This is a genomic window from Pseudoalteromonas sp. XI10 (genome assembly GCF_001469895.1).
Taxonomy (GTDB): Bacteria; Pseudomonadota; Gammaproteobacteria; order Enterobacterales; family Alteromonadaceae; genus Pseudoalteromonas.
This window is the reverse complement of the sequence record NZ_LOPY01000052.1, coordinates 46,903-68,761: the sequence shown is the minus strand read 5'-3', so window position 1 is coordinate 68,761 and position 21,859 is coordinate 46,903. Positions and strand designations below refer to the sequence as shown.

The following is a 21,859-nucleotide window of genomic DNA, read 5'->3' as shown; positions in this document are numbered from 1 at the left end:
TGAAAAAATTAAAATCACGCTGTACATATTGTAAACACTGATACTTCATGTTTACATATCAATTACCTTTGCAAAAGTATTTGCACATTTTAAATCGTACTATAAAATTACAATACTACGTTCTTATTAGTTTGATATAGGCACGCGGCAATTTTATTGACAACAATCGAATAAAAAATGAATCCCAGTTTCAAGAGGACACATAAAATGAAATTAAATAAATTAGCCATGGTCATAGCCTGCTCTTTGGCTGTTACAGGTTGTGGCAAAGAAGATGGTACTAAGCTTGACACAGCACCAGCGGTTGCCGACCCGCAAAGTGCAAAACCGACAGTAAGCAGCAGTGTTGAATACACTGAATCAGGTAGCGTAATGGTTACCAATGTAAGCGTGCACGATCCTTCTGTCGTTAAAGTTGACGATACTTATTATATTTTTGGTTCACACCTTGCTGCCGCTAAATCAACAGATCTCTTGAACTGGGAAATGATTTCGAGCCTTTCAGCTAACGCAGCCGTTAATGAAAGCCCATTATTTGATTACAACTACACAGGTGAAATTGCCGAAGGTATTGAATGGACAGACGGTTTTACAGGAAACTGGGCTGCCGATGTAATCAAAGCGCCAAATGGTAAGTTTTGGTTCTACTATAACCACTGTGCACAAGATAACCCAGATACACCAGATGTTGTTGATGAAGTATGTTGGAATCGCTCTTACCTTGGTTTAGCTGAAGCTGACAATATCGAAGGTCCGTATACAAACAAAGGTATTTTCTTACGCAGCGGTTATCGTACAGAAGCGGAGTTTGCAGCTTACCCACTTGATAATGGCCAAACAACATGGAATGGTGCCGTTGATCCTAACGCCATTGACCCTGCAGCCTTCTATGATGCTGATGGCAAACTTTGGATGGTTTACGGCTCATACTCTGGCGGTATTTTCGTGCTAGCAATGGACGAAGAAACAGGTATGCCAGAAGCTGGGCAAGGCTATGGTAAAAAACTAGTAGGCGGTGACTTCCGTGCAATGGAAGGTGCATTTGTAATGTACAGCCCAGAAAGTGAATACTACTACCTATTCTTCTCTGTTGCTGGTTTTGATCTTAATGGTGGTTACAACATCCGTGTTGCTCGCTCTAAAACACCAGATGGCCCTTACCTAGATAACGCAGGTAATGACATTGCAGCTATCGGCGGCTTAGAGGTCGGCGAAAAACTAATGGGCGGCTTTGAGTACACGCAAGAACTTGGCGAAACAGCACCAGCATGGGGCTACCAATCACCGGGCCATAACTCTGCTTACTATGATGAAGCGACAGGTCGTCATATCTTAGTAACGCATACACGTTTCCCACAAACGTCTACTGAGTTCCCAACCATTTCAGAAGCGCACCAAGTTCGCGTACATGAAATGTTCATTAACTCATTAGGTTGGCCTATGGCTTCTCCACAACGTTATGTGCCGCTTGAAGGCGACAACATGGTTGTGGCAGATGAGCTTTACGGCTATTACAAATTTATCAACCATGGTAACGATGTAAATACAGATGCTATTCGTTCAATGCATATTGCTTTAAACGAAGATCACTCAGTAACCGGTGATGATCCAGGTATCTGGTACATGATTGATGACTCAAATATTAAACTTGAGTTAGATTCAGGTACTTACTTTGGCGTGGCTAAATGGCAATGGGATGATGCAACTAAAGCAATGGCTGTAACTGTGTCAGCTACATCAAGCGAAGGCGCTACCATTTGGGCAAGTAAACGTGATGAAATTACGGATACTGCAAACGTGCTGGGTACTGTTCAAGAAGCGCTTGATATTAAAACTGAATTATCAATCGCTGACGAAGGCTACTCATTACCAACGAAAGGTAAAGACGGTGCTGCAATTAACTGGGAAAGCAGTGATGAATACTACATCACCAGTGAAGGCTCTGTATTCATTCCAACGCCAGATCGTGGTGATAAAGCGGTTACTTTAACGGCTAATATCTCTTTAAACGGTGAAAGCACGACTAAAACATTTAATGTAAATCTAGAAGCGCGCCCAGAGTTTAAAAATGCGATTGCACACTATGCATTTGAAGATTCACTCAGTGATGGCTTAGGTAACCTTGATGATGCGGGTGTAACAGATAACAACATGTTAAATGTGGGTGCTGGTACAGCTGCATACGCAGAAGGTCAAACAGGTAAAGCATTTAATTTTGATGGTGCAACGGGTGTTCGTTTACCTGATGAGTTAGTAACAGGCGATGAGTACACTATTTCTTATTGGTTTAAGCCAACAGTACTAACTAACTTCACGCCTACATTCTTCGCATCAACCTCTGATGCACGTTGGATGAGCTTGATCCCGGGTAGTACTCACTTTACAACAACACCAATGCTTTGGAGCCGTTACTTAGCTGATGATGGCACAGATATGTGGAACCAAATCATCTCTGACTCTCCAGCGGTAATGGATTGGAATCATATTGCAATCACTTATGCTAATGGCACTGCAACACTTTATCGTGATGGTGTACGTGCAGGTTCGATGCCTCGCCCTGACTTCTTTAGCGAACAAACAGGTAACTTTGCCCTTGGTGTGAACTACGGTTGGGATTTACCTTTCCAAGGTCAAATTGATGAATTCATCGTTTATGACTACGCGCTAAACGGTCTAGACATTAATGGTGCGGCTATCAATAACCTGACAGATCCGACTAAATTCGAGAGCTTCATTACTGATGCGCTTGATTTAGGTGATGTATCTGCAGTACGTGAAAGCTTTGAGTTACCGCGTGTAGGTCCATTTGTATCTGGTATTAGCTGGACGTCAAACAACGAAGAGTACTTAAAACCGGTTAATGGCACAGCTGTTGTGACACAACCTAGCGCCTCTGCTGGCGACCAAGTAGTGACATTAACTGCAACTATTAACTACAAAGACTTTACTGATACTAAGTCATTCGATGTAACCTTAAAATCACTTGCACCTGCTGAATACAGCTTCGAAGGTGACTTAAGTGCATTAAACGGTGCGTATGCAGCGGGTAAACCAACGGGTGGTTTCATCAACAACACTGGTGGTAACGTAACTTTTGTTGACGGTATCATGGGTCAAGCAGTATTCCTTGAAGGTTCAGGTGTTCGTTTACCGGATAACTTAATCACGACCAATGACTACTCAGTATCTATGTGGTTAAAACCTGAAACCTTCACTGATTACACTACAGCGTTCTTCGCAGGTGCAAGTGCAGGCTCTTGGTTAAGTTATGTGCCATCTATGGCAGGTACAGGCCTAACTCGTTTATGGGCAAATAACGGTGCCTTCTTCGATAATGCAGAACTAGATAGCCGTATTCCAGCAAAAGAATGGACACATGTTGCATTCACTGTTGATGGTACGAACGGTGATGTGTTGAAGATGTATGTTAACGGTGAATTACAGCTAGAAACCGATGGCTTCCCGCGTGTATTCACGGTTCCTGGTGAAACCAATGAGTTTGCACTCGGTGTTAACTACTGGGATACACCTTATAACGGTGCTATCGATGAACTGAAAATTTTCAACGGTGCGATTAGCGCTGAAGAAATAAAAGCACTCTTTGATGCAGCTGCTGCACAGGAGTAACAAAGTGAGGTGAGCTGCCTCACCTCAACTATTTGTTGTCTGGAAAGGCCGGGTGAAAACCCGGCTTTTTTCTAAAGCTTTAGTACCCCTTTCCGATACATAGCTATCTTTACCTTTAAACTCAATCGTTATGGCTATTAACTCATTAGCAAATGCGTTAACTATCTCAAACGCAGATACAGCAAGCAGTAATACCAGTTCAAAAGTAGGCTACAAGCTCAGCAACCAAGAAATGAATAAGCTCTCTGGTCGTGAAGTAGAGCCCGCTCAAAAAGAAGAAGTATCTAGCGAACTCCCCGCGCATATTCGCAAAATGGTTGAGCAACTCGAAAAGCTCAAAGAACAACTCGAACTTGCCAAAGAGCAATTAGCCAAACTGCAAGCGCTCAAAAACCAAGAAGATGAAGCTGTAAAAGTGCAAGTTGAAACGCAGACCAAGATGGTTATGGAAATCCAAACGCAAATAATGTCTCTTAGCCAATCAATTAGCGACGCGCTTAAAGAAGCTGGTATCAGCGACCCTGGAGTGCTAATGAATGTCTTAGTATAAAACTTTAGGCTTTAGGCTTTAGGCTTTAAACAGTATTGATTACGCCCGTTCTCTTTAGCTTCATACAGGTTTTCGTCAGCCTTTAAGAAAAGTGTCTTCCAATCTCTTGGAGATTCCGGAACAGTCACCCCACCAATTGAAATAGTTAAATAACCACTCGGTGAGTCTTCATGGGGTATATGCTCTTCGTGCAATAGGTCTATTATTCGTTTTGCCACCAACTGACAGCCATCATGATTAGTGTGCGGAAGAACTATGGCAAACTCCTCACCACCCCAACGTGAAATAAAATCAGTGTCGCGTGCTAATGCTCTTTTGACTGTGTTAGTAACTGATACAAGCGCCGCATCACCAGCCAAATGGCCATAACGGTCGTTATATTTTTTAAAATAATCAATATCCAGTAATAACACTGAGACTTCGGGTGACTCATGCCTTGCACTCAGTTGATTCATCACCACTTCTAAATAGCGTCGATTAAAAACTTTAGTGAGCGAGTCAATCATTGAGGCTTCTTTATGTTGCTCAAGCAAAGCACTGTATTTTAGTTCTTTTTCTACACGCTTTTGCAGTGTTACTGCACTGTAAGGTTTAGCAATAAAATCATTGCATCCTGCGTCCCAAAATTTATATTCAAAGCTTGCATAGGCTTCGCCAGTTAACATGATTATGGGTGTATGCTCAAACGCAGGAACACTGCGAATGGTCTGACAAAGTTCAATCCCATCCATACCAGGCAATCGGTAATCAAGTAAAAAAAGTGAGACTTTTAAATTAGTGAATTGCTCTAACAATTGCTCGGCAGTTGAGAAGCGCCTGAGGTTGTACTTAGGTGATAGCACTTTGTTAATAACAGTAAAATCAAGATCACTGTCTTCAACCAAAACAACATTGCTTTCAAGTGTTGCTTGATTCAGATCCTTTTCAGCTTTTTTTCGTAATAAATTAAGCGAGCTATCCATATAAAGTTTACCCCTATTGGTTCACCGTTGAGGGTAGTTTGCATTATCGGGATTTTCAAGTGACGACAAATAGCAGGGCTTCCAATCTGTGACTAATGGCTTTTAGGTTTGGACTGTGCCTTTCCGGCTATAGCCAATTTTCCCCTTTCTAACTTTCCCCTTTCTAACTCCTCTCTCAAAACCCAAAAAAGGGTCAAAAACCCAGTAACTATGCGGGCTCTGAAATATCGAGCATGCAAATACGAAACTTCCTTAGCAGCAAAAACAAGTGTTATTTAGGGTCATTGTCGTTACATTTTGTAGCTATTAAAACGAATTGTTTTGTTTAATAAATCAACAATATAAACTTAACAATCTAAACTACATCGCCACTTTTCGAACTCAATTGCAAAGATCGCTCAAATAAAAAACAACACTTAAATCCCACTAAAAAGCCTTCCCTACTACTTTTTCAGTATAGAAATTAACCAACTCATTCGTATTATGAATTCACCCTATGAACGAAGTGAGGGCGTCTTATGCGTCAAATTTTATTACTTTCTGTAAATGGATTTACGCTACAAAAACTGTTTTTACTGGCATCATTATTGGTGTGCTTTTTCACCTCAGCTGAAGAAACAAGCCCTGTTTCAACAGCTAGAGCATGGTTAACCTTGGTCGATTCAGGAGAGTACCACGAGAGCTGGCAGCAAGCAGATCAGGTCTTTCAAAACACCACGCCAAAAGCTCGCTGGCAAACGGCATTAAATCAAATACGCGTTCCTTTAGGCCGAGTTATGTCTCGCACCTATTTTGGCACAGCAGAATATAACTCATTACCCGGCCTGCCAAATGGTGAGTATTTAGTGGTCAAGTTTCAAACCGAGTTTATGAATAAAGAGGCTGTAGTTGAAACGCTCAGCCTTAGCAAAGCCGCCGATGGCTGGCACCCACTAGGCTATCTGATCGATTAATTTAGAACAGCACAAAGCGCCTTGAGCTATGTGCTGTAAGAAATGCTTATCTGCGGGAAAATAAACCGCACAATTGATGAATAGTATTTATTGTTCATCGCCTTAACATAAAAACACTTCAAGACGAATTCAATAAACAACAAGTAAATGGAATTGCTATGAGAAAAACGCTCTTACTAATCATTTTTTTAAGCTGCTTTTGTGCAAATGCTGAAGAGCTCGAAGTTATTCATCGCGCTAAAAGCTGGCTTACGTTAATCGACAACGGTCAGTATCAGCAAAGTTGGCAGCAAGCAGACTTATTATTTAAACAAGCGATGCCACAAAGCAACTGGAGTAAAGCGTTAAAACAAGTTCGGGTACCGCTTGGCAAGGTGATTTTACGTAAGAATTTAAGCCTGATGAATTATGACTCTTTACCCTCTCTGCCTGATGGTGAATACGTGATCATTCAGTTTCAAAGCCAATTTATGAATAAAGAGCAGGCCATTGAAACAATTAGCCTCAGTAAAAGTAGTGGCCAGTGGCAACCTATCGGTTATTTTATTAATTAGGGGTTATATTTAGGTTTTTGGCTCTAGGTTCTAGGTTCTAGGTTCTAGGATTGCATTGTAGAACGGCTTTAGCCGTGAAGATTATGTGATGGACAAAATTCGGCACTAAAGTACCTCCTACGTGGGGTTTTATATGCAATGCAGAGGCATGAGAAGGTTTTGATGGATTATGTTGGGTTTCGCTTCGCTCAAACCAACCTACCCGAAGAATGAACAGGGCAAGTATATCGTAGGCGTCACGCTTGCTTGGCGCGTCATGAAATCAACACCCTACGAGCAGACAGACATATCACCAACATACCCCACCGCTCGGCTAAAAACTGACAGCTGAAGGCTGACCATAAAAAAAGCCACTCATAAATGAAGTGGCTTTGGTTGAGTCGATTTTTTACTTATAACTTAATTTGGTTCACGCAGATGGAACACTTGGCACTTGTTACCTAAATCAGGTTGTTGTGCGAAGTTAGTGTTTTCAGCTAAACCACAGTTACTTAAGCCAAGCGCTTGTTTTGTGTAGCGGTTGATAAGCATCACACCACCACCTTCTACTGGCGCAATGCGCCACTGTGCTGTTTTCGCTGCACAAGAGGCCATTTCTACGTTGGCACCTGGTACTAAGGCGTTATCAGCTACCGCAGCACAGAACTCGCTGTCAGCGCTTTGTTTAAGGCTTACATAGCCAGTATCTGTTGGTGTGAAGAACCATTGTTGTGCATCTTTATGCGTATATGCTTGTTGCTCAACATTGGTACCTGATTTAACTGTATCTGCTACGCTAAGTGCTTTACCACTTTGTTGGCTTAATACTACAACACTACCCATAGGGCGTAATTGCCAGTCGCCACACGCTGTTGCGTCGCTTTGCTGTAAAACCGCTTGGTTTTGTGCAGCAGAACAACCAGCAACCGCTAATGGTTTGCCTGTGTAACGGTTAGTAATAGATACATTACCATCTGTGCTTGGTGCTACTTTCCATTGCTGGCAGAAGTTATTACGCCATGCTGCAGATTGTACTTTAGCGTTATCTGCGTCATTACAGCTTTCAAGCTCTAAGAACTTGCTGTCTTCACGGTTAGCTAAACGAACAAAACCATCTGTTGTTGCATCAATAACCCATTGACCATTGGTGCTTGCACACTGACGTTGCACCGCACGTGCATCTTGTGGATCAGCTGCGATGTCTAAACATAAGCCACTTGTTGCATTCACTAATTGATAGCGCTGACCTTGTACTCGCGTTACTAGTGGACCGTATTCACCTGATGGCGGTGCTACTTCAACGCCAGGTGTTAATGGTTTACCAAAGCTTGGCGTGCCATCGTCGTTCCAAGTAAATTTTTGCGCACGTAATGAACGAGTCGCACTACAACCGTGCTCTACCGAATCATTACCGTGATAAACTAACCAGTCTTCGGTGCCATCTGGCGATGTGAAAAAGCCGTTGTGACCTGGGCCAAACACTTCTTCAGTACGCTCAAATACTGGCTTGTCGTATTTTTTCCAGCTGCTCGCTTTAAGTGGGTCGTCACCAACAAGCTCAAGCATACCTAGTTTGTAATCAGGAGTATTACAGAAGCTTGCTGAGTACGTCATAAACGTACGACCATTGTGCTGTAAAATTTCAGCGCCTTCAGTTACTTTACGACCACTGATTTCCCAATCTAGCTCAGGACGCGTGATCACCGTATGCGGTGAGTTCTCTTTCAGTGTCCATGGATCTTCCATTTCAGCAATAATGTTTAATTGCTGATCGCCTTGCCATTGTGAGTAAATCACATATAGCTTGTCTTTGTATGTTAAGTAGTTACCGTCGATGTTCCATACGTTAGGCATTAATGCGCCCTTGTATTCGTATGGACCCATAGGATCATCACCGGCACTTTCTAGTACATTTAAGTGTTGGTTATCTAAAGTGCCATCAGTACCGGCTGTGTACATCATGTACCAGCGGTAGCCGTTTGGCCCTTTTAGGCGATGGAATTCAAACGCCCAAAAGTTACAACAGCGCTCAGGGTTTGAATCAGACCAAACATTGACAGGTGTTGCATCAGCAAGGCCAGCTAGCGTTGGTGATTTACGCATCACTAACTCAGATGTCCATGTTGTTGTGGTTAGGTAATAGTTACCATCCCAGTACTCAAGCCATGGATCGGCGCCATTAGGAAAAAGTGGGTTGGTAAAAATACCATTATCTTGGATTGGCGCTTTTTCTGTGGCTGCCACGTCAGTTGTTTTAGCTGTGTTGTCTTCAGCTGTAGTCTGACAACCAGTCAGTGCACCAAACGACAAGGCAAATACGCTGGCTAAGCCAGCCTTTTGCATTGCGCTTTTAAGCTTTGTTGTTTTCACGATTGTGTTCCTTTATTTTGTACCAAATTCGTACACGATGCGTGTTGAATACACGTCACCCGGTAATAATGTTGTGCTTGGGAACGTTGGCTGATTTGGTGCATCAGGGAAATGCTGTGGCTCTAAACAAAAACCACTTCTGAAATTATGCACTAAGCCAGACGCTTGCTGAGTACTACCGTCTAAGAAGTTACCTGAATAAAACTGTACAGCAGGCTCTTCTGTGTAAACTGTTAACGTACGGCCTGAATTTGCTTCGTAAACCGTCGCTGCTTCAATAAGTTCATTGCTTGGCGTGTCTTTAAGCACAAAGTTATGGTCATAACCTTTACCAAGTTTCAGTTGTTCGTTGCTAGCTTTGATGTCTTGACCGATTGCTTTAGCAGTACGGAAGTCAAACGGTGTGCCTGCAACATCCATCAACTCACCAGTTGGGATCAAGCCGCCATCCACAGGGGTAATTGCTTTTGAGTTAATTTGCATTTGGTGATCAAGAATGTCGCCTTTACCTGCTAGGTTGAAGTAGCTGTGTTGCGTCATATTGATGATGGTAGGCTTACTTGTTGTAGCAATAAACTGCATATCTAACGTGTTGTTATTCGTTAGCGTGTAAGTTACTTCAGTCGTCACTTCACCCGGGTAACCTTGGTCACCATCAGGGCTAACTAAGCTTAAGGTAACACCAGCACTGTTTTGCGTCGTGAACGGTGTCATGTTCCACACTTTTTTATCGAAACCTTGCACACCACCATGTAAGTGGTTGTCACCATCGTTAGTTGCTAATTGGTATTCAGTGCCATTTAACGTGAATTTACCGTTTGCGATACGGTTACCAAAACGGCCGATGATTGCACCGTAGTAAGTTGTCGCTTTTGTGTATGCTTCTAGGTTATCTAAACCCAGTACAATATTACCCATTTCGCCTTTTGCATCTGGTGTTTCAATACGCGTGATAATGCCGCCGTAGTTGATTACATCAACGCTAATACCATTGCTGTTAGTCAGCGTTACTTGATTAACCGGCGTTTGATCAGCCAGTACGCCATAGGCCGTCATTGATGCTGAAGGGGAAGTAGTCATATTGTCTCCTTGATGAGCACAAGCTGGTGTAAGGGCAATCCCACATGTCACCAACAATGCATAAAGCCCGCGCGACTTTTTCGTGTTCGAACTGGCTGTTTGATGAGTTGTTTTTAAACCTTGGAAAACACATTGCAATGACATATGAATAACCTTTTTGTAATTGTATTTATAGTTTTATAATACAAATAAGGGTGTCATTGCAACTTTAATCGCTAAAGTTGGATTTTTCCGTCTTTCACCATGATGCAATCCATTCCCGCACTTTTGGCAGCTTGATAACCAATTTGCGTGTCTTCAAACACCACACATTGGCTTGGCTCAACACCTAATTGCTCTGCCACTTTTAAGAATGTTTCAGGGTTTGGCTTGCCTTTACTTACATCACTTGCAGTCACTAACGCACCAATTTTATTTATTAAATTGGTATCCGTTAGATGATCAATTGCATGCTCTCGGTCAGCGCCTGTGCCAACGCCCATAGGCAATACACCATGGTACTTTTCAAGTACTGCGACGGTTTCGTCAATCACTAGCGGTTGGTGCTGTAAATTAACCCAAAACTGGTGTTTATCTTTTGCCACAACCAGAGGGTCGTGTTCTAAACCAAATTTTTCGTTAAGCATTTCAATTGTTTTAACGGTCGGAATGCCACCTAAGCTGTACATGTAGTCGTAATCGAATGGGTAGCCATAGGCTTCGCAAGCTTTTTGCCATGCCTGTAAGTGACTGCCCATCGAGTCAATTAAGGTGCCATCCATATCAAAAATAATGCCTTGGTAGGCGCTTAAATCGATCATATCTACTCCTAAAATGTTTCGCTTCACAATAGCATAAGCCAGCGAAGAGCGAGGCTCATCACTGGCTTAATCGACAACAAAATTTGGGGTGAACGTGCTCACACACAGCACGTTCTAGTACATAAAGTACTAATTCTTACACGCCACGTTTTAGCATGTAGTAAGCTGCGTTATGACGAAGCTCTGTTTTGAAACCACGGATCGTCGTATCGTTATCGATGATCATCGTTTCAACGCCAGCCATTTCAGCAAAATCGATAATCATATCGGTTGTTACTGCTTGGCTGTATGCAGTGTGGTGTGCACCACCGGCGTGGATCCATGCAGCTGATGCTACAGATAGGTTTGGTTTTGGTTCCCAAAGCGCTGAAGCAACAGGTAAGTGAGGTAAATCAGCTGGCGGAGCCACTGTATCTACTTCGTTGATCAGAATACGGAAACGGTTACCCATATCAATTGGTGATACGTTGATTGCAGCACCCGGTTTTGCAGTAAACAATAAACGACCTACATCACATTTCACACCGATAGTGTGCTGGTGAACTTCAAGACGTGGTTTTTGTGCTGCAATTGAAGGACACACTTCTAACATGTGCGCGCCAAGTACTTGGTCAGTCTCACCCATGTTGTAAGTGTAATCTTCCATGAATGAACAACCGCCGTCACGGCCTTCACCCATTACTTTCATGATGCGAACCATAGCAGCTGTTTTCCAGTCACCCTCACCACCGTAACCATAGCCTTTCGACATTAGGCGCTGTGTAGCTAGACCAGGAAGACCAGAAAGACCTGATAAGTCTTCAAAACAGTTAGTGAATGCTTTAAATCCGCCTTTCTCTAAGAAACGCTCCATACCAAGCTCTAAACGTGCTTCGTTGCGTAGCATTTTCACTGCGTAGTCGTCTTGTAGAGTTTCGTCAGCAATTACGTAGTCTTGCTTATAAAGCTCTAACTGTGCATCAACTTCTTCTTCAGTGATAGTATCAACCACTTTTACAAGCTCAGCGACACCAAACGCGTGTACTTCATAACCAAAGGTAATTTGCGCTGAAACTTTGTTACCTTCAGTAACTGCAACTTGACGCATGTTGTCGCCAAAACGCGCAACTTTAAGTGTTTGGCTTTCTGCCCAACCTTTTGCCGCACGACACCAGTCATCTAACTGCTGTTGTACGTCAGCACGTTGCCAGTGACCTGCAACAACTTTACGCTCTTTACGCATTACAGTACCGATGAAACCGAACTCACGGTCACCGTGTGCACTTTGGTGCGTATTCATGTAGTTCATGTTGATGTCAGACCAAGGAAGGGCTGCATTGAACTGAGTATGAAGATGTAACCAAGGCTTACGTAATTCGCTTAGGCCAGCAATCCACATTTTCGCAGGTGAGAAAGTGTGCATCCATAAAACTAAACCAACACAGTTAGGATCCGTATTTGCCGCTTGGCAAACAGCGTGAATTTCTTCAGGTGACTTAACGGTAGGCTTACATACCAAGTTTACTGGTAGATTAGCTTCGCTGTTTAAGCCTGCTACAATTGCTTCGCTGTCTTTGGCAACCGTTTCTAACACCTTAGGACCATAAAGATGTTGTGAGCCGGTAACAAACCAGACTTCTTTCGTCATCGTCGTCATGTTAATAATCCTCTAAATTCTTGCTATTTGCTCTGACCGTAATACGCGTTTTTACCGTGCTTACGTAGATAATGTTTATCCATCACTGCTTTTTTAAGTTCAGCTGCGTGTGGATCTAAAGTGCGTGTTAAATACGCCATGCGTGCAATCTCTTCGAGTAGCGCGGCATGGTATACAGACTGAGCGGCATCTTTACCCCACGTGAAAGGCGCATGACCCGCAACAATCACCATAGGTGCAGCTTTCGGATCGCGGTCTTGATACGCATCAGTAATTTGAATACCGGTTTCTAATTCATAATCGCCATTCACTTGCTCATCAGTTAGCTCACGAGTACAGGTGATGTCACCGTGTACATAGTCAGCGTGAGTTGTGCCAAGGCAAGGAATGCTTTGTTTTGCTTGCGCCCATGCAGTTGCATAGGTCGAATGCGTGTGTGTTACACCGCCAATTGAATCAAAGTGGCGATATAAATGAACATGCGTTTTGGTGTCAGAAGACGGACGCATAGACCCTTCAACAATGTTGTTTTCAAGGTCGACGATCACCATGTCTTCGGCTTTCATTTGGTCGTACGAAACACCACTTGGTTTAATCGCAATCACGCCTTTGTCGCGGTCGATTTGCGATACGTTACCAAAGGTATAAATTACTAAGCCACGACGTTGCAGCTCCATGTTCGCTTCATAGACTTCACGTTTTAGTTCAGTAAAACTCATGCTTTGTCTCCGTTTACATAGCTTGCAAGTGCTTGGTAGTTGGCATAAAGCTCGTCATACACAGCAACGCGCTCAGGGTTTGGTAAATACTGATGACATACAGACGACGCCATAACTTTTTGAGCATCTGCCACTGTTGCGTGCTCACCCGCAGCAACCGCAGCCATAATTGCCGCACCCAATGCACAGCTTTGCTCACTTTCTAAAACGTCGATTGGGCAGTTCCAAACATCAGCACAAGTTTGCATTACGTAGTCTGATTTTTTAGAAATACCGCCGATAACGACCACTGACTCGATTGGTACGCCTTCGCTACGGAAACGCTCAGTGATAGCACGTGCGCCAAAGGCCGTTGCTTCAACAAGTGCTTTGAAGAACTTAGGTGCATCAGTGCCCATTTTTAAGCCTGTTAATGCCATGGCAACGCTTTGGTCAGCATCTGGCGTACGACGACCATTTACCCAATCAAGCGCAGTTACATCGTTGCTTGTTACAGGCAGTGCTGCCGCTGCTTTTGATAGATCAACTAAGATTGAATCTTCTAGCTTGTTAACTAACGCTTGTTCAGCGTCAGATAGATTTGTAAGTTGGCGAGTTGGCCAAAGTACTAGGTTTTTGAACCATGCGTATAAATCACCGAATGCAGATTGACCGGCTTCTAAACCAATTAACCCAGGGATTACTGAGCCATCAACTTGACCACAGATACCTTTAACGCAAGTATCACCTAGTTGTTCTTTAGACGTTACTGTGATGTCACAAGTTGAAGTACCCATTACTTTGGTTAGAACGCCAGGGCGAACATTGGCTGCTACTGCGCCCATGTGACAGTCAAATGCACCGTAACCAATTACGATACCTTGTGGTAAACCTAGTTTCTCGGCCCACTCTGCAGTTAAGTTGCCAGCAACTTGGTCGCTTGGCTCTGTAGTTGCATTTAACGTATCAACAACACCATCTAATAGTGGATCGATATTGCTGAAGAAACTGTTTGGTGGGAAACCGCCCCACTGCTCGTTCCACATTTGTTTGTGGCCCGTTGCACAACGACCTAGCTTTAATGCTTCAGGGTGTGTAGTGCCGCACATTAGCGCGGTCATCCAATCGCAGTGCTCAACCCATGAATAAGTGGCTGCTTTAACACTGCTATCAACGCGGAAAATATGTAATGCTTTGGCCCAGTACCACTCAGAAGAGTAGATACCGCCCATATGTGAAAGGTAGTTCACATCGTTGTTAGTTGCAGCTTCAGTGATTTCATTTGCTTCTTTAATAGACGTATGGTCTTTCCACAAAATGAACATTGCATTTGGGTTTTCTGCAAATTCTTCAGTTAATGCCAGTGGTGTACCTTGGCTATTAATTGCAACAGGTGTTGAGCCTGTCGTATCAAAGCTCATACCCACTACTTTGTCTGCAGTACCTGCTGGAACTTGTGACCAAAGACCATTAACTACTTCTACAAGGCTATCAATATAGTCTTGTGGATGCTGACGAAACTGATCTTTACTTGGGTCACAGTATAAACCTTGTGCCCAGCGCGGGTAGTTTACTAAATGGCTGGCAAGTTCTTCACCAGTCGCAACATCAACGAGTAATGCTCTTACCGAGTCCGACCCGTAGTCTAATCCCAACGTATAACGAGACATAATTACCTTTCACTAATTGCTTACTAACATTGTTAGTCATTATCTTTATTTGTATGATAATATCAACAATACCAGATTGTAAAGGTATTATAAAAATATTATTAACAGGATTATTTGCTGCTGGCGGGCGATTTATTGCGCAGTTTCTCTGGTAGATTAGATTGTTTTTTCAGCACAAATAATAGGTTAAAGCCACTACATTAACTTTTGTATGATAAGAATGGGATAAATATGTCTAGTCAATTAGAACAACTTAAAGCAGTAACAACCGTTGTTGCTGACACGGGTGATTTTGAAGCAATCAACGAATATAAACCGCAAGATGCTACAACAAACCCATCACTAATCTTAAACGCGATTCAAATTGAGAAATATCGCCCACTTGCTGCCGAAGCCGTATCATGGGCAAAAGCACAAAGCAGTGACACAGCAGAAGTTGTAACAAAAGCAGCTGATAAGCTAGCAGTATTAATTGGCTCTAAATTAATGGAGCAAGTGCCAGGTTTAGTTTCAACAGAAGTGGATGCGCGTTTATCATTTGATACTCAAGCAACTGTTGATAAAGCACTTGAGCTTGTTGCTTTATATAAAGAGCAAGGTATCGACACATCACGCGTGTTAATCAAAATTGCTTCAACATGGGAAGGTATTCAAGCAGCTAAGGTACTTGAAGCGCAAGGTATCCGTTGTAACCTAACGCTGGTATTTGCATTTGCTCAAGCACGTGCTTGTGCCGAAGTGGGTGCTTACCTAATTTCACCATTCGTTGGTCGTATTCTTGACTGGTACAAAGCACAAGATGCAAGCGCTGATTTCGACGGTGCTAACGATCCGGGCGTTAAGTCAGTAACGCATATCTACAACTACTTCAAAAAGCACGGCTATGACACGATTGTAATGGGCGCAAGCTTCCGTAACATCGGTGAAATCCAAGAATTAGCAGGTTGTGACCGTTTAACTATCAGCCCTAAGTTACTTGCTGAACTAGCTGCAACTGACGCACCATTAACTCAAAAACTATTACCAGCAACAGAAAAAGCAGAAGCGCCAGCTGCAATGACTGAGCAAGCTTTCCGCTGGGAAATGAATGAAGATGCCATGGCTACTGAAAAGCTAAGCCAAGGTATTCGTCAGTTCGCAATTGACCAAGAGAAACTAGAGTCAATCTTAAGCGAATTAGTTTAAACCGATTGTTTAAGCAGCAAAAAGCCCGCAAACCAAAGTTTGCGGGCTTTTTTATTGCCTGCACATCATCACAAAGGCAGGCTTATCGTGTTGCGATTACGATAATTTTTTACCAGTCACATTATTCAGCAAGTAATGCGTTTGCTTTTGCAACTAGGTTTGCCACTGTGAAACCAAAGTGCTCAAGCAGTACTGCGCCAGGCGCTGATTCACCAAATGTCTCCATGCCTAGTACATCACCATCTTGGCCAACATACTTGAACCAGAAGTCACGGTGTGCAGCTTCAACAGCAATCTTAGGTGTACCAGCTGGTAACACGCTTTGACGGTATGCTTTATCTTGGCTATCAAACTGATTCGTTGATGGCATAGATACCACGCGAACTTGCTTGCCTTGTGCTTTTAGCTCAGCAGCAGCATTCACAGCTAACTCTACCTCAGAACCCGTTGCAATAAGGATAAGCTCTGCAGCTTGTTCGCTATCAACAAGTACATAACCCCCTTTTGCAATGTCAGCAACTTGCTGTGCATCACGTGCCATTGCTTTGGTACCCTGACGGCTGAAAATCAGTGAACTTGGGCCTGTTTCTTTTAATAACGATTGACGCCAAGCTACTGCTGTTTCAGTTTCATCACACGGACGCCATGCAGTCATATTTGGTGTCATGCGAAGGTTAGCGATTTGCTCGATTGGTTGGTGAGTTGGACCATCTTCACCTTGACCGATAGAGTCATGGGTATACACAAAAATGCTTTGCGCTTTCATTAATGCTGCCATACGTACTGCATTACGTGCGTATTCCATAAACATTAAGAAAGTTGCGCCAAATGGAATGAAGCCACCATGCAAGGCAATACCATTCATGATTGCGCTCATACCAAACTCACGTACGCCATAGAATACGTAGTTACCATCAGCTGCATCTTGTAAACCTTTTGCTTCTGGCCATAAGGTTAAGTTAGAACCTGCAAGGTCAGCTGAGCCACCCATTAATTCTGGAAGCTGGTTAGCAAAGAAAGTGATCGCATTTTGTGATGCTTTACGTGTCGCAATGTTTTGCATGTCGGCTTGGCATTTAGCAATGTACTCATCAGCTAATTCAGCGAAGTTAGCTGGTAATGCTTTTTCAAGAACACGACGTGTATATTCTTTTGCAAGTTCAGGATGTGCTTTGCTATAAGCTGCAAACTTTTGCTGCCATGCACCTTCAAGCTCTTGGCCTTTCGCTTGATTATTCCACTCGTTATAAACCTCTTGTGGAACTTCAAATGCTGGGTGTGGCCAGTTTAGCTGCTCACGTACTGCTGCGATTTCGTCGTGACCCAGTGGTGCACCGTGACAGTCGTGGCTACCTGATTTATTTGGCGAGCCAAAACCAATCACTGTTTTACAACAGATTAGTGTTGGTTGCGTAGTGTTGCTTTGTGCCGCTTCGATTGCACCCGCAATTGCATTCATATCGTGACCATCAACATCACGAATAACTTGCCAACCGTAAGATTCAAAACGTGCAGGCGTATCGTCGGTGAACCAACCTTCTACTTCACCATCGATAGAGATGCCATTGTCATCCCAAAATGCGATTAACTTGCCTAGGCCTAATGTACCTGCCAGCGAACATGCTTCGTGCGAGATACCTTCCATTAGACAGCCGTCACCCATAAAGCAGTAAGTGAAGTGATCAACGATATCAAACTTTGGCTTATTGAATTGCGCTGCTAAGGTTTTTTCAGCGATTGCCATACCAACTGCGTTAGCAATACCAGAACCTAATGGGCCCGTAGTTGTTTCAACACCCGGTGTGTAACCGTATTCTGGGTGACCCGGTGTTTTAGAGTGAAGCTGACGGAATTGCTTAATATCTTCGATGCTTACGTCGTAACCGCTTAGGTGTAACAATGCATATTGAAGCATTGAACCATGGCCATTTGATAACACAAAGCGGTCACGGTTAGACCAGTCTGGGTTTAATGGGTTATGGCGGTGAAAGTTTTGCCACAATACCGCTGCAATATCAGCCATACCCATAGGCGCACCTGGGTGGCCAGAGTTAGCTTGTTGAACGGCATCGACAGCAAGTATGCGAATAGCATTTGCAGATTGAGAACTAGGCAGAGTCATCTTATTAGCTTCCTGTTAATATTATAATATAAATAATATCGCAAAAACTCACCCAAATAGCAACTTAATAAACCGCCATGCCAGTAATGACGTGTATTTAGGGCCATTTTGTACCGCTAAGCGCAGGTTTTAACACCATTTTATTGTTAATAACTTTTTCTAACTAAAGAAATGACGACACCACTCAAAATAACCAAACCAAATTAGTGAAATATGCTTATTTATCAAGCAATTTACTTAACTAATTTAGGTTACAAAAACCAGACCTTGCTACAATTTGGTACATTATTTCATTGTTCAAGCCATTGATAACAACTTAATGTTAACAAGGTTTTTCATTAAGGTTGTTTATTTGTGACTGTTCTAGGTAGTTGCTCACTTGGGCTACGAGTTTTATTTCTAATTAGTGCATTTTGCCTTTCACCAATGGCAAGCAGCACTGACTCTGCTTATTTAGCAGATGAAGGAGTAAGCCTTGGTTTAAGCTTAGGTTATGGTCAACTCGACAACCCGGTTTATAAAAAAGACGATATTCCTCTTTATGCCCTACCGCGCATTGAGGTATTTGCCGGTGACTTTTCATTTGCAAATACTCAGTTTGCTTGGACACCCGTGTGGGGCGATAACTATCAAGTGTCGTTATTCACCCAACTCAATGAAGACGGGCTGTATTTTGCTAAACATTCAGCAGCACTGACCGCGATTAGAACAACCGGCGGCCGCCCCTCAATGACACCGCCACCACCTGGTTCAGGTGTCGACACAGCAGCGGTGACAAAGCGCCGCGGTGATATTACTAAAATATCAAAACGTAAACTGTCTGCCATGAGCGGTATTGAAGCTATCGTTGACTGGCAAAGCTGGCGTTTTAGCGCGTATTGGTCAATGGAGCTCACCAACTATCACAAAGGGTTACAAGGCGCATTATCTGCACAGCGCTTGTTTTTGTTTGATCAGCATCTAGTTTTGCTTGGCGCAGAAATACAACATTTAAGTGCAGGTTTAGTGGATTACTACTATGGCAGCGCACAACAAGAGATGCGAGCCGGATTTAGCCCTTTTTTAGGTCACTCTAGTCAAAAGTACAATCTAAAAGCCAGTTACCAATATCAGTTTAATCAACAATGGCAATTTATCAGCGATATAAAATACCAACGTTTATCATCGGGTATTGCCGATAGCCCCCTTATCGATGACAGCAACTTACTGTCTTTTTATGCTGGCTTTGCATGGAATTACTGATGATGTTGCGTACGAAGCTTTTTTCACTCCTATTCATTTTTAGCCTCGCGTTTGTTGGCAGTACATTCGCACAAGCCGGTTATATCGAGGCAACACCAGAAAACTGTGTAACGGTAGAGCAAGATTGCGTGATGGATGTATCGATTAATTGGTATACCGAAGTCAGCGAAACGGTGTGCATTCGTGTTACTGATCAACAAATTAGGCTGTTCTGCCAAAAGCCAAATCAAGGGCAAAACTTTGCAATCACAGTGCAAAACAATCGTAACATTGTATTAGAGCTACTTAGCGAACAGTTAGAGCCATTAGAAAGCACTGAAATTAGTTTATTCCACCAGCATGTTAAAAAACGCCGACGTGATATCGCATGGAGTATTTTTTGATGAGCCAGCATACTATTTTATATATTGAAGATGATTTAAAACTTGCCCAGCTAGTCTCTAACTATTTAACTGATCATGGCTATACCGTTGAACACTTTGAAAGTGGTTGCCATGCCTGTTACCAAGCAAGCTGCAAAAAGTACGACCTAATTTTGCTTGATATCGGATTAGGATCAGAAGATGGCTTTGAGGTATTTAAAGAACTAAAACAATATCAAGATACGCCAATTATTTTTATGACCGCAAGGCAGAGCCAAGTCGATCATATCACTGGCCTTGAGCTAGGCGCCGATGATTACCTAACCAAACCAGTTTCCCCGTCTATTTTATTAGCGCGAATTAACAATACTATTCGCCGCAGCCAAGCTGTAAAGCCAACAAGTACTACCCATAACGCGCATAATATTCGCTTTGGTTCTTTAAGTATTAATACTATTCAGCGCGAGGCTTACCTGCATAGCCAGCCACTTGAATTGACCAGTGCAGAGTTCGAAATACTGATCCAACTAGCTCAATCAGCGGGTCAGTTGGTCAGTCGAGATCAGTTATTTGATGGCACCATTGGCCGTAAATATGATGGTCAAAGCCGCACAATCGATGGCCGCATTAGTCGCTTACGCAAAAAACTCGGTGACGAAGCGGTACCCGCACAAAAAATCGTCACTGTTTGGGGCAAAGGATATGTTTTTTCTCCACAAGCGTGGGGTTAATTCAGTTTGCTACGCCTGTTTTGCTATTTGTATTTAACCCTAGCAGTTTGTCTGGGGAGCGCCGCTTGGTTACTAGAAACCTATTTTCCAAGCCCACCGAGTTACAGTACAGAGCAGCAATTAGCAGAAAGCATCTTAAGTCTTGCCCCCAATAACCCTGATATTAAACAAACACCTCTGGCGAACTTTTACCTTGGTGAACAATTACAGACATCACTTTTAGCAGGTCAGGTGATTAGCGTTAACGATGCTAATAACAACCTTTACTTTCATAAACTTGCAGATGATAGAGAGACCTTATTAAGCATTGGCCCCTACAGCCAGCCTGCTGATCAGGGCTATCAGTCTTTAGTGAGCCTTCTGTTTTACTCTAGCCTTGCCTTAGCTGTGGTGATTTTTACAGGCCCGCTGCTGTTTGACTTAACTAAGCTGCGCAAAGCCAGTAGTAAAATGTCAAATGCCGACTTTACAGCACAAGTACACTTCACACGTTTTAGCTTGCTAAAGAGCATTGGCGATACCTTCGATAACATGGCATTAGCGCTGCATAACCGTAATCAAAGCCAACGCGAATTGATCAATGCTGTTTCTCATGACTTTTTAACCCCTATTTCGCGGGCTAAATTCGCCCTCGAAGCGGTCGTTGATAACAACGCTTATCGGCACAGTGTGTTGCAAGACATTATTGAACTTGAGCTTTTAGTCGAAGAGTTTTTAACCTATGCCGAGCTCGAACAATGCGAGCCCACCTTGTTAGTGAAAGACTACTGCCCAGACGAGCTATTACAGCCCTGCATTACTAAGTTTCAAAGCTATAGCCCTTTGGCTATTCGCCTTGACTGCGAATTAACAGAAATTTGCGTTGATAAACAAAGCTTTCAACGCTTATTGCAAAACTTACTCGGGAACGCGGTTCGCTTTGCTAAAACGCAAATTCATATCAGGCTTTCACAATGCGAAAGCGGCACTTTGCTAGTGATTGAAGATGATGGCCCGGGGATCCCAGAACACATGCGCGCCAGCCTCATGCAGCCATTTTCTAAAACCGCTTCGGTGCACCAAACAGGCTACCAAGGTGTTGGCCTTGGCTTATCAATCGTTAAGCAGCTATGCCTGTGGAACAACGCAAAATTTAGCTTAGATAACGCGCAAACCTTAAGCGGAGCAAGAGCAAGCATCTTGTTTCGATAAACAGTTTTTCGGTAAAAATGTACCAAGCTGTAACAGTGTGTGCCAATTGTTTACATTTCATTGATGTTATAGTCACAACTCAACACTATCCCTACTGATTACAACCGTTCGCCGCTGCGCGAGCTCATAATTATAATCCTTCGAGGG

17 protein-coding genes are annotated in these 21,859 nt (G+C 43.1%); 9 read left to right on the top strand and 8 right to left on the bottom strand.

The annotated features are described in order from the left end of the window. The first annotated feature begins 207 nt into the window (after positions 1 to 207). Together AUR67_RS16095 and AUR67_RS16090 are read left to right on the top strand one after the other, a co-directional pair. Positions 208 to 3,627 (top strand): LamG-like jellyroll fold domain-containing protein, encoded by a 3,420-nt coding sequence (locus AUR67_RS16095; protein ID WP_058586031.1) that lies wholly within the window; start codon positions 208 to 210, stop codon positions 3,625 to 3,627. 130 nt (positions 3,628 to 3,757) lie between these two features. Next, complete coding sequence (locus AUR67_RS16090) at positions 3,758 to 4,177, top strand: hypothetical protein (protein ID WP_058586030.1); 420 nt, start codon at positions 3,758 to 3,760, stop codon at positions 4,175 to 4,177. Between the two features lie 11 nt (positions 4,178 to 4,188). Here the strand turns inward: AUR67_RS16090 and AUR67_RS16085 are convergent, their stop codons facing one another. Further along, on the bottom strand, positions 4,189 to 5,139 hold the full coding sequence (locus AUR67_RS16085) for a diguanylate cyclase (protein ID WP_058586029.1): 951 nt from the start codon (positions 5,137 to 5,139) through the stop codon (positions 4,189 to 4,191). Between the two features lie 518 nt (positions 5,140 to 5,657). Here AUR67_RS16085 and AUR67_RS16080 point away from each other — a divergent pair. Beyond that, entirely contained in the window at positions 5,658 to 6,092 is a 435-nt protein-coding gene (locus tag AUR67_RS16080) for a DUF4019 domain-containing protein (RefSeq protein ID WP_058586028.1), read from the top strand. A 158-nt stretch (positions 6,093 to 6,250) separates the two neighbouring features. Further along, positions 6,251 to 6,646, top strand: a complete 396-nt coding sequence (locus AUR67_RS16075) for a DUF4019 domain-containing protein (RefSeq protein ID WP_058586027.1) — start codon at positions 6,251 to 6,253, stop codon at positions 6,644 to 6,646. A gap of 399 nt (positions 6,647 to 7,045) precedes the next feature. Here the strand turns inward: AUR67_RS16075 and AUR67_RS16070 are convergent, their stop codons facing one another. The 6 genes from AUR67_RS16070 to AUR67_RS16045 all read right to left on the bottom strand — a co-directional run bounded on the left by AUR67_RS16070 (position 7,046) and on the right by AUR67_RS16045 (position 14,879). Next, positions 7,046 to 8,995, bottom strand: coding sequence for an RICIN domain-containing protein (locus AUR67_RS16070; RefSeq protein WP_235591852.1), 1,950 nt, complete (start codon positions 8,993 to 8,995; stop codon positions 7,046 to 7,048). A 12-nt stretch (positions 8,996 to 9,007) separates the two neighbouring features. Further along, a complete protein-coding gene (locus tag AUR67_RS16065; RefSeq protein ID WP_235591851.1) occupies positions 9,008 to 10,075 on the bottom strand; it encodes an aldose epimerase family protein in 1,068 nt (355 codons plus the stop codon). 215 nt (positions 10,076 to 10,290) lie between these two features. Next, complete coding sequence (locus tag AUR67_RS16060) at positions 10,291 to 10,875, bottom strand: HAD family hydrolase (RefSeq protein ID WP_055020604.1); 585 nt, start codon at positions 10,873 to 10,875, stop codon at positions 10,291 to 10,293. Positions 10,876 to 11,011: 136 nt separating this feature from the next. After that, positions 11,012 to 12,511: an L-arabinose isomerase gene (araA, locus tag AUR67_RS16055; RefSeq protein WP_054562995.1), complete on the bottom strand. Its 1,500-nt coding sequence runs from the start codon at positions 12,509 to 12,511 to the stop codon at positions 11,012 to 11,014. A gap of 23 nt (positions 12,512 to 12,534) precedes the next feature. Next, a complete protein-coding gene (locus AUR67_RS16050; RefSeq protein ID WP_058586026.1) occupies positions 12,535 to 13,230 on the bottom strand; it encodes an L-ribulose-5-phosphate 4-epimerase in 696 nt (231 codons plus the stop codon). Then, on the bottom strand, positions 13,227 to 14,879 hold the full coding sequence (locus AUR67_RS16045) for a ribulokinase (RefSeq protein ID WP_054562996.1): 1,653 nt from the start codon (positions 14,877 to 14,879) through the stop codon (positions 13,227 to 13,229). Before AUR67_RS16045 ends, AUR67_RS16050 begins: the two co-directional genes overlap by 4 nt. A 231-nt stretch (positions 14,880 to 15,110) precedes the next feature. Here AUR67_RS16045 and tal point away from each other — a divergent pair, with 231 nt between their 5' ends. Further along, on the top strand, positions 15,111 to 16,064 hold the full coding sequence (gene tal / locus AUR67_RS16040; protein WP_058586025.1) for a transaldolase: 954 nt from the start codon (positions 15,111 to 15,113) through the stop codon (positions 16,062 to 16,064). A gap of 121 nt (positions 16,065 to 16,185) precedes the next feature. Here tal and tkt read toward each other — a convergent pair whose 3' ends face one another. After that, complete coding sequence (gene tkt / locus AUR67_RS16035; protein ID WP_058586024.1) at positions 16,186 to 18,186, bottom strand: transketolase; 2,001 nt, start codon at positions 18,184 to 18,186, stop codon at positions 16,186 to 16,188. Positions 18,187 to 18,612: 426 nt separating this feature from the next. Between tkt and AUR67_RS16030 the strand changes: the two genes are divergently transcribed. From AUR67_RS16030 to AUR67_RS16015, 4 genes are read left to right on the top strand one after another with little or no spacing between them, the layout of a single operon-like run. Beyond that, the gene (locus AUR67_RS16030; RefSeq protein WP_161936944.1) at positions 18,613 to 19,428 is read left to right on the top strand and encodes a MipA/OmpV family protein; all 816 of its coding nucleotides are present in this window, start codon (positions 18,613 to 18,615) and stop codon (positions 19,426 to 19,428) included. Continuing rightward, positions 19,428 to 19,811, top strand: coding sequence for a DUF3019 domain-containing protein (locus AUR67_RS16025; RefSeq protein ID WP_058586022.1), 384 nt, complete (start codon positions 19,428 to 19,430; stop codon positions 19,809 to 19,811). The genes AUR67_RS16030 and AUR67_RS16025 overlap by 1 nt, the downstream gene beginning before the upstream one ends. Then, entirely contained in the window at positions 19,811 to 20,521 is a 711-nt protein-coding gene (locus AUR67_RS16020; protein WP_058586021.1) for a response regulator transcription factor, read from the top strand. The genes AUR67_RS16025 and AUR67_RS16020 overlap by 1 nt, the downstream gene beginning before the upstream one ends. Positions 20,522 to 20,548: 27 nt before the next feature. After that, the gene (locus tag AUR67_RS16015) at positions 20,549 to 21,712 is read left to right on the top strand and encodes an ATP-binding protein (RefSeq protein WP_058586020.1); all 1,164 of its coding nucleotides are present in this window, start codon (positions 20,549 to 20,551) and stop codon (positions 21,710 to 21,712) included. Positions 21,713 to 21,859: the final 147 nt, after the last annotated feature.